At 41.2% G+C, this 12,668-nt stretch carries 10 protein-coding genes and 1 pseudogene; 4 read left to right on the top strand and 7 right to left on the bottom strand.

What is annotated here, in order from left to right; genetic code table 11:
- Position 1: 1 nt before the first annotated feature.
- Positions 2-475, bottom strand: a complete 474-nt coding sequence (locus IQ276_RS21515; protein ID WP_190884467.1) for a hypothetical protein — start codon at positions 473-475, stop codon at positions 2-4.
- A 225-nt stretch (positions 476-700) separates the two neighbouring features.
- On the bottom strand, positions 701-1,963 hold the full coding sequence (locus IQ276_RS21510; RefSeq protein ID WP_235115854.1) for a proton extrusion protein PcxA: 1,263 nt from the start codon (positions 1,961-1,963) through the stop codon (positions 701-703).
- Between the two features lie 204 nt (positions 1,964-2,167).
- Here IQ276_RS21510 and IQ276_RS21505 point away from each other — a divergent pair, with 204 nt between their 5' ends.
- The 3 genes from IQ276_RS21505 to IQ276_RS21495 all read left to right on the top strand — a co-directional run bounded on the left by IQ276_RS21505 (position 2,168) and on the right by IQ276_RS21495 (position 5,251).
- On the top strand, positions 2,168-2,719 hold the full coding sequence (locus tag IQ276_RS21505; protein WP_309245601.1) for a COP23 domain-containing protein: 552 nt from the start codon (positions 2,168-2,170) through the stop codon (positions 2,717-2,719).
- A 68-nt stretch (positions 2,720-2,787) separates the two neighbouring features.
- Complete coding sequence (locus IQ276_RS21500; RefSeq protein ID WP_193924444.1) at positions 2,788-3,570, top strand: S1 family peptidase; 783 nt, start codon at positions 2,788-2,790, stop codon at positions 3,568-3,570.
- A 154-nt stretch (positions 3,571-3,724) separates the two neighbouring features.
- Positions 3,725-5,251 carry a tetratricopeptide repeat-containing S1 family peptidase gene (locus tag IQ276_RS21495; protein WP_193924442.1) on the top strand — a complete coding sequence of 509 codons (1,527 nt, stop codon included), beginning with the start codon at positions 3,725-3,727 and terminating at the stop codon, positions 5,249-5,251.
- A 431-nt stretch (positions 5,252-5,682) separates the two neighbouring features.
- Here IQ276_RS21495 and IQ276_RS21490 read toward each other — a convergent pair.
- The 5 genes and pseudogenes from IQ276_RS21490 to pyrG all read right to left on the bottom strand — a co-directional run bounded on the left by IQ276_RS21490 (position 5,683) and on the right by pyrG (position 10,753).
- Positions 5,683-6,575 (bottom strand): annotated as a pseudogene (locus IQ276_RS21490) (IS982 family transposase).
- Positions 6,576-6,700: 125 nt separating this feature from the next.
- On the bottom strand, positions 6,701-7,282 hold the full coding sequence (locus tag IQ276_RS21485) for an S-layer family protein (RefSeq protein WP_193921915.1): 582 nt from the start codon (positions 7,280-7,282) through the stop codon (positions 6,701-6,703).
- Between the two features lie 53 nt (positions 7,283-7,335).
- On the bottom strand, positions 7,336-8,268 hold the full coding sequence (locus IQ276_RS21480) for an autotransporter outer membrane beta-barrel domain-containing protein (protein ID WP_193921914.1): 933 nt from the start codon (positions 8,266-8,268) through the stop codon (positions 7,336-7,338).
- A 301-nt stretch (positions 8,269-8,569) separates the two neighbouring features.
- The gene (locus IQ276_RS21475) at positions 8,570-8,992 is read right to left on the bottom strand and encodes a hypothetical protein (RefSeq protein WP_190881167.1); all 423 of its coding nucleotides are present in this window, start codon (positions 8,990-8,992) and stop codon (positions 8,570-8,572) included.
- 129 nt (positions 8,993-9,121) lie between these two features.
- Positions 9,122-10,753, bottom strand: coding sequence for a CTP synthase (gene pyrG / locus IQ276_RS21470; RefSeq protein ID WP_193921912.1), 1,632 nt, complete (start codon positions 10,751-10,753; stop codon positions 9,122-9,124).
- Between the two features lie 85 nt (positions 10,754-10,838).
- On the opposite strand from pyrG, the gene IQ276_RS21465 reads away from it, so the two are divergent.
- On the top strand, positions 10,839-12,668 hold the full coding sequence (locus tag IQ276_RS21465; protein WP_235115853.1) for an N-acetylmuramoyl-L-alanine amidase family protein: 1,830 nt from the start codon (positions 10,839-10,841) through the stop codon (positions 12,666-12,668).

The raw sequence follows: 12,668 nt of genomic DNA, 5'->3' as shown, positions 1-12,668 counted from the left end.
CTCATTTTCGGCGTTTTGGGGTCGGACGCATAGCTTCACGACCCAAGATAAACATTCCCGCGATACCTAAACTGACAAACCAAACATATTGATACCAGTATTGGTGCATCTGCTCTAGTGCATTCAGTTCTGGATGCAAGGTGTTTAAGTATAACAGCAACACCAATATCATCAGCGCTCCAAAACCAATAAAGCTTAAGCCAACACCAATTCGTGCAGGTCGCAGTTCAAAATCACTAATATTGTCTAGGTCAATTTCTGACAGTTCTTTAAAAGAGTCATCTGCTAAAGATGAAGTTGTTTGTAATCTATTACTGAGTTTTGGTGGTAAAATCGGCACTAGTGTTGCTACAGTTGGGCGGCGTAACAAAGCCTCAGTATCTCGCAGGAGTTCTAGTGGCTTACGAGTAGTTGGTTGAGCAAAATCTATATTATCTGTAGCAGTTGGAGCCTTGGCTTTGCTTTCAAAATCCATAGCACGCCTTAGAAGAACCAGGATATACATAGCGTAGCGAATCAGGTGCAAAGGCGTCAAAATAATTCAGAATTCAGGAGTCAGAATTCAGGAGTACAGATAATTATAGGGGCATAACATGTTGTGCCCTTACCCGTGTACTTCATTTACTTGGGTATCCAAGTATTATTAATTCAGAATTCTGTTAGCGTAGCGGGGCGTAGCCCATTCTGAATTCTGATTAAGTTATTCATCCATCTCTTTTAATGTAGCTAATGCCGACGGAGATAAACGACTGAGATAGCGGAATATCCAGTATTTAACGATGGTATTTAACATTACAGGAAATGTAGCAATAAATAAATATATTGCACTCTCATTTGCTGCCAGACCTAAATGTTCTGCCAATACTTCTAGAATAATCTCCCACCCATGCGGTGAGTGGAATCCTACAAATATATCTGTAACAAGAATAATTAAAAATGCCTTAGCACTATCGCTAAGACCATAGACAATATTATCTATAAATGACTTAACAACTACAATTTCTCTTTTGCTCAGACTGATAACTAAGGCAAAAGAAATTAATGATATTAAGTCGGCAATAACATTACTAATACTGCTGTTACTTTTAAAGCGAAATTGTTCAGCAATCTCAAATGCTTTGTCTTTGATCTTTTCTTGTACTGCCTCTGATGATAGTTGTGGGGATTTATTCAGTAGATATTCAAACCTGAGTTCTGCTTGAAAATTCTGTAATTCATGGAGAGCCTCTTTTTCCATATCAGAATTGATGAAAATTTGAGTTGTATTGTCTCCCCTCATTCTTTCTACTATGGGATTTACTAAAAATTCTTTAGATAAATGCTGAGTTAAAAGAGGTACAAGAATTAGAATGAGAAAAAATCTGAGAGCAATTCTTGTCCTATTTCTAGACAATCGGTAATTTCTGGCAAAATTTTCTTCTGCATGGGGTGAAAAATCTCCTTTAATTACATTAATGCTTCTGCCAATAGACCCAGGAAAGACTCCAGTTTTTTCAAAGGGAGATGTAGTTTTAATATCATTGATGTTAGAGGAGTTTGGCTGTTTGTTGATTTTGCGCTGGCTAATTTCTAAGGGTTGAGAATTATTAAGTTGGTTTTTGATGCCGTACTTTTCTACAACTTCATCAATAACCTGCAATTTTTCTAGCAATACAGAATCGGAGATATCGATAATTGTCCGACTCAGTGTGAATTCTGCCAGTCTAATTTTGATAATAGTTAAGTTTTTATCAAGATATACTTGCCAATAAGACATGACATTTTCAGTATATTTTCCTGAAGCTGAAGAGATTTTATTCCCATCAAAATGTTCAGTTTCAATATTTTTAATTCTCTGAGCCGCTTGGTAAGCTTCTAAAAGCGACCTTTCTGGTGTATCTAAAAACCAACGGTTGGGCGATCGCAAATATTCTTTCAGCTTTTGATAAAGTAATTCTGCCCTGTCTGCGAATGACTTTTTCATTATATATATGATTAGTTTACAATATTTACAGATTTAACTAAGCATTAATAATGAGTAATATTTAGTGAAAGACATTATTAACTATTACCCAACACTTATTAGCTAAATCTGTTATTTTGATTGTACACCTATTAAAGGAGTAGGTACAGCCAAAGATCGATTTTCCAGGGTTCTCAACTCAACCGTATCAGCATCCTAAGCAAAATGATGAAAGTCAAGTTATTTGAGCAAAGATTGATAGGGATTGTCATAGCTTCGCTGAGTGCATTTACCACAACTGCAACCATGAATGAGCCTAGCTATGCTGGAGGTACAACTTTTTACTGTGGAAAGAGCAAGGGTGTACCTGTAACATTTGCGCGTACCCAAAATCGAAGAAACGTGCCAATGATTAAATGGAGTTCTCAAGATTACTTCCCCAAAGAATGGACAAATGAACGCCGTTGTAAAGAGGTATCTCGCAGATTTCAAAGGAGCTATGATAATGGTACGCTAAAGTACATCAAAACTGGAACGCTTAGAGGAGAAACAGTTGTATGCGCGGCTGCTAACCAAAATGCCACCTGTACAGATAGCACTTTGTTATTCACTCTCAAGCGTGGTAGTAATGCTAAGCTGACTATGCGAAGGCTATTAAATCGTCGGGGATTGGTAGCTGGGAATGTGTTGAATGAAACTAGTGAAGACACGGTAAATATCGATTTTGATGAATTCCTGAACAACGCTACAGATGAGCTAAATAGTGAGTCAAATTAAGATTCAGGTAATGTTTATCCGACGGGCTACCGCCTATGCCAGCAATTTTATATTACCTGTAAACTCACATGGATTGGCGTAAATTGACACTGGTTATTTCGATTGGCAGTTTATCGATAATACTGTCAGCATCGACACCAGTTATCAGTGTTTCTCCTCAATGTCAAAGCTTTGGTTGCAACACTTTTGTGTCGCAAAAACTTTACCAGCAAGCACAGTCTATCACGGTGAAAATTTTAGCAGCAGATTTCTTAGGCTCAGGAATTCTGCTGCAAAAGCAAGGTCTTAATTATACAGTTTTGACTAATGCTCATGTGTTAGAAGCAGGCGATCGCCCCTATCGCATTCAAACACCAGATGGTAACATCTATGCAGCTAATTTACCTGAAAATTTGAACTTTGGTAAAAATGATTTAGCTTTATTACAATTCCACAGCCAAGGCGCTATTTATGCTGTGGCATCCCTTGGTAATTCTCCAGTTGTGGGGGATGAAGTGTTTGCTGCGGGGTTTCCTGTGGCTGAAGATGGAACCCAGGTAAAAAGCTTGGCCTTGAATACAGGTAAAATTTCCTTGGTGCTACCCAACCCTTTAGAAGGAGGTTATCAACTCGGACACACTAATAATCTGGAAAACGGTATGAGTGGCGGCGCACTATTAAATCGTCGCGGCGAAGTTGTAGGCGTAAATGGGATGCAGGCTTATCCTCTGTGGGATGCACCTTCTGTGTTTCAAGATGGTATGAAAGCAGATGAACAATTACATAAAATGATTATTCGCCTCAGTTGGGCTGTGCCAATTAAAACATATATGATTTCTTCTTTGTCTTTTGTAAATACAAATGATTATTAGTAAGACGAAGTTGTTTAGGGCACGGCAGTACCGTGCCCCTACGAGAAATCATCTGTATCAAAGTTTTCGTGAACTGGTATCACAACTAAAATAGGACTGCCATAGCGCAATAAAAATTCATAACAGATGATAACAACTATTAAAAAATAAATTTATGAAATTTGATTATCTGCTTACGCCAGCAATTATCGGAATAACAATCACCCTTATACAACCGCAATTTGCTACGGCACTATCCTCAACTGAAGTGGGTAAAATCGCTAAAGCAATCACAGTACTCATTGACAATAAAAATGGTTCCGGGACTGGGGTAATTATTCAACGAAAAGATAATACTTACACGGTTATCACTGCTAAACATGTAATTGAAACTCAAGCTAAATATGAAATTGTCACCCCAGATAATCAACGCTATCAATTAAATTACGACACTGTAAAAAAACTGCCAGAAGTAGATTTAGCCGTTGTGCAGTTTACCAGCAGTCAAAATTACACCGTTGCTAAAATCGGCAACTCAAATGCAACCACAGAAGGTACTACAGCTTATGTGGCTGGTTTTCCCCAAGCGACGGCAGCAATTTCTAGCACAATTTACAATTTTACTGATGGGCGGATTACTGCTAATGCCTCTAAGCCTTTGCGTGATGGCTATGCTTTAGTCTACAGCAATGTTACCTTACCGGGTATGAGTGGCGGCCCGGTGTTGAATGACAAAGGTGAATTGGTAGGAATTCATGGTAGAGGAGACGAAGCAGACATAGAAACGTCGAAAATCAATTCCACAGTTGCTTATGTCAAATCAGGTTTTAATTTAGGCATTCCCATTAATACCTTTTTGAGATTATCAACTCAGGCTGGGGTAGATTTAGGTGTTACTCCTCCCAGTATCCCGACAGCAAAGGCACCGAAAGCAGACGACTTTTATATTCAAGGTGGCGATAAGTACGATAAAGGAGACTTTAAAGGTGCGATCGCCGATTATACTAAAGCAATTAGCCTGAATCCTAAATATCTCAATGCTTACAATAATCGCGGCCTTGCCCGTTATAACTTAGGAGACTTCCAAGGGGCAATTGACGACTTTAACCAAGCCCTGAAAATTAACTCTCAAGACGCCGATTCTTACAATAATCGGGGTTTGGCTCGTTCTGCCTTGGGAGATCGAAAAAGTGCGATCGCAGATTATAATCGAGCTATAGAAATTAATCCCAACTATCTCTTCGCCTACAATAACCGAGGCATTGCTCGTAATAGCTTGGATGATAGCAAAAGCGCCATCGCAGATTTTAATCAAGCATTAAAAATTAATCCCAACTACGCCGAAGCCTACACTGGACGGGGTATTTCCTATTATCAATTGGGAGATAAACAAAAAGCGATCGCTGATTTTACTACAGCTTTGCGAATTAACCCCAACCTTGCCCCACCCTACGCTAGTCGAGCAATTGCCCGCTTTGACTTGGGAGATAAAAAGGGGGCTATTACTGATTTTAACCAGGCTTTGCGACTTAATCCTAACTTTGCTCCAGCCTATACTGGGCGGGGAATTGCCCGTTATCAATTGGGAGATAAACAAGGGGCGATCGCCGATTTACAAAAAGCAGCTAATCTCAATTTAGAACAAGGCAAAACAGATGATTATCAACAACTGTTGGAGTTAATTAAGAAGCTTCAAGGGTAATATCATGTCCGGTTAAAGACTTATCATTAAGGCAGCAGAGGGGCAGAGGGGCAGGGGAGCAGAGGGGAAGGGTTTTTGGGTTTGTGCATAGATTCGGGAATCATAACTAATTAGCCGGACATGATATAACCCTCTTCAATCACTCTGGGAATCACAAAAATAATTCCCTAATATTGAAATCCAGATCTGGTAAAGGTTTGAACATTTTATTACTAACAAAATGTGGCGAACATTTTCAAACATTAATAAATCGCCAAAACCCTTGTTAAATAAAGGTCTAAAATTTTGCGTTGCCTAGAGTGATGGAAGAGGGATAAGAAGTATCTGACTGGAGGTTCCTCATTTTTTCCAAAATCACGATCGTTTACAATGCGGTTTGGTTCAGGTTTTTTGATGAAAATCCTAAATCACCTGAGTTCGGGTTAAACATCTTAAGGTAAAAGCCACTCAAGTTGAAGGCTAGGTTTCTTAGGTTGGTGGCAATAAGCAATTAATCCGCATAGAACATTAACACAAAAATTAACGGGACTACGATGTCTGGAATGTTCAATTTGGGAAATATTTTTGAGTTTGTCGTTGATAGTTTCAATGATGGAGCGTTTACGGGACAAAAGCTTGTCGTGAAGACGCATCAACTTATTCTTCATGTTGCGGCGTGGTTTAGCAAAAAATTCAATACCGAAGTCTTGTAAAAGTTGAGAAGCGAGTTTTTGGCAGACATAACCGCGATACCTTCGGTAAGCTTCGCTAACGCCAAAAATTTTGCCAAACAGACCACTCAGTAAATCATGTACAGGTTGACGGTCATCAACATTACCAGGAGTGATAGTTACATTTAAGAGTTGACCAAACTCATTGACGACAAGATGCAACTTGAAACCAAAAAACCAATCCACAGAAGTCTTGCCACGGTTGGCTAAACCTTTAAACACACCTTCGGTCGTCAAATCCGACGATTATGGCAGACTTTTAAGCTAGTTGAATCGATAAAACCGATACCCGTACATTTGCCAAAACAATGCTTGAGATAGACGCATAAAGGTATCAAGGTTGATGGTATCCATTCGATAAATCTTTGATAGCTGGGGAGACTTGGAAACGCATCACTCCAATATTTTTTCACTTGATTCAAATAAAAATACTTGAAATTTCGGTAGTGATTCTGATGAAATGCAATCAGTATCGTCATCATCTCGCTCAAACATAGACTTTTTGCCCGATTACGTTTGATTCTTCCATGATTTAACAGCTTTTTGTACCATTGTGCTTCAAATGCTTGACAAAAATCATCTACATGGCAAAACAAAGCATCTAAACTAAACATAGGACAGGTTGCTGGATTTAACGCTATTTTCAGCTTACTACCTGTCCCTTTCCTTATCCCGAACTCAGGTTATTTACCTGAAAATAGCTGTAAACCTGCCGAAGTTTGTTAACAGATAGTTATCATTAATTAGAACATTCTCGACTCAATAGCAACTGCCCATTATTCAGCCGATATAGACCTTGTGGTTCGATAATTGGGTCGCCTTTCTTCCAAGGACGGGATGTAGTTTCGACACCTCTCACCTCACTAGTTGCGTAGGTAGAAACCAACAAAACACCAGGACGACTACTAGGCAAACCACCAGAACCTGTGATGGTAAAAGAGTTTTCTTGTCGCTTTGTGCCCCATGAAATGCAACTATTGGCGATAAGTGCGTTGGTGTCGATGAATGGGAATAATTCGGTAAAGCTGTTTTGGATGGAACTATTGTCAGGTATTTTAATGGTAATCACACCTGCAAATCCTAGTTCCGAACTCGCAGTAATATCACTTTTTTCGGTTGGTTTTGGACGCGACTCGATACCAAAGATACCTTGCGAGTTAATTTCGATGTTTCCACCTGTTCCTGTGAAGGCGTTGGCTGTGATGTCGCTGTTTTCTTGGGGGATAGCGACGATAAATCTAGAATTGATATTGATGTTACCACCATCGCCACCTGATTGTGCTGTACCTGCGGTAGTCGAAATTCCGCTACCGCGACGCAATAGTAAAAGATCATCGACAGTTAAATTGATATTTCCACCATCATCAGAGTTGGTTATTGCTGCAATAATTCCTTGATTGTCAATTTTGTGGAATCAGAATTAATATTAATATCTCCAGCTTTGCCTTGCCCCACACTGCTTGAACTGATTACCCCACGATTTAAAAATAAAGAATCTGTTGTCAGGTTAATATTACCTCCATTGCCTACACCTTCTGAACTAACTGCACTAAAAATACCGCTAGAAAAATCTGTAGTGCCAACACCATCAATTAAAATGCGATCGCGTGCATCAATGGTAATATCACCCCCATTGCCTCTAGAATAAGTACTAGCATTGACTATTCCACCGTTGGTTAAAAATAAAGAATCTGTTGTCAGGTTAATATTGCCTCCCCTACCTTCAGCTCCACGTCGTAAGGTAGTAGAAACACCGCTTGAAATTCCATTCCTACCGACACCATCAATACGAATAGCATCGCCAGCATTAACTATAATTTCACCAGCATTACCTTTACCAAAACTGCTAGCAAGAAGTATTGCGCCGTTGCTTAGTGTTAAGGAATCGGTTGTTATTTGAATATCCCCACCTTTGCCAACACCTCTAGCATAAGTAAATACCCCAGTTAGCGAATTTTTACCATTGGTTACGTCAAAGGTAACATCATCGCGCGTATCGATAAAGATATTACCAGCATTACCTTGAGCATCAGTACAAGTATTAGCGTTGAGTGTAGCACCATTTTTTACAAATAATTCTCTGGCGTTGATGCGGATATTCCCAGCGTTACCCATGCTATTGCTTGCCGCAGCAGTGTCTATGGAAGTAGATAAACCATTTTCCCCACCATCAAAAGTTACTGTATCGCGGGTGTTGATGGTGATATTGCCTCCATTTCCCTGCCCACCTGTTAATGCAGAAATGCCTGCACCGTTAGTGATTGAAAGTGACCCTGTATTACAGCAGTTTTCATTTATTTGAACCACATCTGCCGTAGGGGCACAGCAATGCTCATACGTGTCTACTTTTGCCTGGACGAATGGAATTCGCGGCTACACAGGCAAAGTCCGCCTATGCGGACTAACAGAAAATTAAGGGTTTTGAAACCTGCGTAGGCAGGTTTTGTTTGTGTAGACGCGGTTTATAACCGCCCGTTTCGCGTTAAGTTGACTTTATAAATGGTCTCTTAGGACTTCAATAACTGAAGTTAGTTGCTCTGTAGCCTTAATTAATTATTAATTAATTACTGATTTTCCTAATTAATTACGAATTACGAATTAGTTAATACTAAGACAAAGAATATCCTGTTGCCTTCTCAACGTATTTCACAACTTTTTCATAAGATTCAGGATTACTCACAGGGTTGATGATGATGGGAATAGTGCCATCTGGTAACCAAAAAGTTATCCTACCGTTTGGTTCATGACAAAAGGAACTAACACAGTCGAGGTTAATTACATATTCATTTTTTTCGTAAATAATTTTCACCCAGTAGGCATGATTTAATTTCAATTCCGTAACGCATTCTATATAATCAAGAACCTTTTGATAGTCTTCTAGGTTAGTTTGTGGGTTAATTACTATGGGAATGGCACTATCAGGTAACCAAAAAGTAACCCTGCCATTTCGTTCATAACAAAAAGCATGGACACGCTCAAAATTTACTACATATTCTTTCCTCTCGTAAAGGATTTTCACCCAGTACGTCACAACATCTCCTCAAGTCCGAAATTTATGAATGATGCACCCTGTATGTCAAATGTACCCAAGCCCTAAGTTAATGTTGCTATGCGCTAATTCAAAATCAAATTAATTTTTTGAATTATGAATTATGATTTTTTATGAAACCTCCAATGGTGTTGGTGTAACAGAATTTGACAGAGAAATCGCTGCTTGAATGAACCCTTTAAATAAGGGATGAGGGGTACTGGGGCGGGATTGAAATTCTGGATGAAATTGGCAAGCCAGAAAGAATGGATGCTTGGGTAATTCCACAATTTCAACTAAGCGTCCATCGGGAGAAGTGCCACTGATGACGTAGCCAGATTTTAACAACAAATCGCGGTAAGCATTGTTGAACTCATAGCGATGTCGATGTCGTTCATAAATCACATCTTCTTGATAGAGCTTAAAAGCCAGAGTATCAGGGAGAACACGACAAGGATATAGTCCCAAGCGCATTGTACCCCCTAAATCCACTACTTCCTGTTGTTCTGGCAATAAATTAATTACCGGGTCAGTTGTATAGGCGTCAAATTCAGCACTATTGGCGTCTGTTAATCCCCCTACGTTCCTCGCCCATTCAATTACGGAACATTGCATTCCCAAGCATAAACCCAAGAAGGGAATTTGGCGATTCCGGGCATATCTAATGGCGGCAATTTTGCCATCTACTCCCCTGAGTCCAAAACCTCCTGGCACAACTATGCCGTCAACACCCTCAAGGTGGGTTTCGGCTGGTTCCGTTTCCAAAATTTCTGAGTTCACCCAACGCAGGCGCAGTTTGCCATAGGTGGAGATTGCAGCGTGGTTGAGGGCTTCAACCACAGATAAGTAAGCATCACTTAACTGCACATATTTACCAACAATAGCAATTTCTACTTCGTGTTTGGGACTATGTAACCGTTTTACCAGGGTTTGCCACTGGGTTAAATCTGGTGTACGTTGTTCCATTTGCAGCAAGTCTAGGACTTGTTCTGCCATTCCTTCCCACTCCAGATTCAGCGGTACTTCATAGATACTTTTGGCATCTTGGGAGGTGATGACACATTCTTCTGGCACATCACAAAATCCCGACAATTTTTGCTTTAATTTTGTGGGTAGAGGGCGATCGCTCCGACAAACTAAAATATCTGGTTGAATGCCAATAGATCTCAGTTCCTTAACTGAATGCTGTGTTGGCTTCGTTTTCATCTCACCCGCAGAAGCAATCCACGGCACCAGCGTCACGTGCATGTACAAGACATTCTGGCGTCCGACTTCTTTGCGAAACTGGCGAATTGCTTCCAAAAACGGCAGCGATTCAATATCACCCACCGTACCGCCGATTTCTGTAATTACTACAGATGGATTTGTACTTTTGGCAACTCGCAGAATTCGCTCTTTAATTTCATTGGTGATATGAGGAATCACCTGTACTGTGCCACCTTCGTAGTCTCCGCGCCGTTCTTTATTGATGACTGCCTGGTAAATCGAGCCAGTAGTCACGCTGTTCAAACGCGACATTGAAGTATCGGTAAAGCGTTCGTAATGTCCCAAATCCAAATCTGTCTCGGCGCCATCCTGGGTGACGAACACTTCGCCATGCTGAAAGGGACTCATCGTCCCAGGATCTATATTGATATAAGGGTCGAGTTTGAGAATCGACACCGAATATTCCCGCGATTTGAGCAAACGCCCTAGACTTGCTGCTACAATGCCTTTGCCAATACTGGAGACTACGCCTCCAGTCACAAAGATAAACTTAGTCATAGTAGTTTTAATTTCTAACAACTTCTAAAAATACATCCCGTCATTGTGCCATAGTGACTGTGGTCAAATCTTCCGCGATTTTGCTGTGAAAAACCTCTTAGGATTAGTAATATTAGGCTGTATTCTCACCTCCTCCGTAGCCTTGGCAGAGCCATCTCTTATAGTCGTTTTTCCCCAGACAAACTACCAAACAAGTGCCCAAAAAATCTTTTTTCTGGGCACAGCACCTCCCGATGGACAAGTTTCTATCAATGGTAAGCCAATTACCCGCAGCAAAGCTGGTCATTTTTCTCCGAGTTTACCTTTGGGGTTGGGAGAGAATCTGTTTACTGTGCGTCACCGCAATCAAGAACTCCAGATCAAGGTGACAAGGCTTGCCACTGTGCCTGAACTTCCACAGGGGTTGGCCTTTGCAAAAGATTCCCTCACTCCGGCTGCTGACATTGCCAGACTACCGGGAGAACTTATTTGTTTTAGCGCGATCGCACCCCCTAACGCCAGCGTATCTGTCCACCTGGCTAATCAAACTGTTACCCTTTTGCCCCAACCCCAGCAAGCCCAACTACCAACTAATTTGGCAGCTTTGACGGGGCAAAATCAGCCTCATGGCCAGTCTAGCGTAGGTAAGTATGAGGGTTGCACTACACTGCAACAACCTGATACTAATTCCTTAAGCCTAATTTACGGCAACAACATCATCTCTGGTGCTGTTGTTCCAGACTCAAGTCAAGAGGTAGATTTGGGGCAACCTCAGTTTAAACTGACGCTCAATGGCAAGACGATAACTCAACCAGGAAATGGTAAAGTTCAAATCCTCTCAAGAGCAAACTTACCAGTTGCTGAGGTGACGGTAGACGCAGGTGTAGCACGCACTGGCCCAAGTACCGATTATTCTCGACTCACACCACTGCCCAAAGGCACACGAGCAGCAGTTACAGGTAAAGAAGGTGAATGGTTGCGCCTAGACTATGGAGCTTGGATTAATAGTCAGGAAACCCGCACTTTACCCGGTGCAGTTCCGCCACAAACAATAATTCGCAGTGTCGGATACCGTCAACTCTCTGGTGTGACAGAGATGGCTTTCCCCTTACAAGTCCCCGTACCTGTGAGCGTGCAACAGAGCGATCGCGCTTTGACTCTCACTCTCTACAATACTACTGCCCAAACGGACATTATTCGCCTGGACGATGACCCCCTAATTTATCGCCTAGATTGGCAACAGGAGACACCAGAACGAGTAAAATACACCTTTAACCTCAAAAAAGCTCAACAGTGGGGATATAAGCTGAGATACGACGGTACCACCCTGGTTTTGGCTTTGCGTCATCCGCCTAAAATTGGGAACACAAGACGAAAGCTTTTAGCTAATTTCAAGATTGTACTAGATCCAGGGCATGGAGGTAAAGAATCTGGTGCCAGTGGCCCAACTGGATATTTAGAAAAAGATGTCAATTTGGTGATATCGAAGTTGCTGCGGGACGAGTTGGTGAAGCGAGGGGCGACGGTGGTGATGACGCGGGAGGACGACAGGGAAGTTTCTTTAGCAGAACGTCAAGCAATTATTAGTCAAGAAGAACCTGCGATCGCTCTTTCCATACATCACAATTCTCTACCCGATGATGGCGATGCCGAAAAAACCAAGGGATTCGGCGCTTTTTGGTATCAACCCCAAGCCCACAACCTGGCAATATTTTTACAAAATTATGTAGTCAAAAGCCTCGGTAAACCTTCCTATGGTGTGTTTTGGGATAACCTGGCGCTGACACGTCCGGCTGCTGCGCCATCGGTATTACTGGAATTGGGTTTTATGAGTAATCCTGATGAATTTGAGCAGGTGGTAGATCCAGAAGAACAGAAGAAAATGGCAAATGCGATCGCTCTTGGGATTACTGAGTGGTTTAGGAGTGTGAAATAA

Source organism: Desmonostoc muscorum LEGE 12446 (genome assembly GCF_015207005.2).
Classification (GTDB): Bacteria; Cyanobacteriota; Cyanobacteriia; order Cyanobacteriales; family Nostocaceae; genus Nostoc; species Nostoc muscorum.
This window is presented reverse-complemented; position numbering and strand designations above follow the sequence as displayed.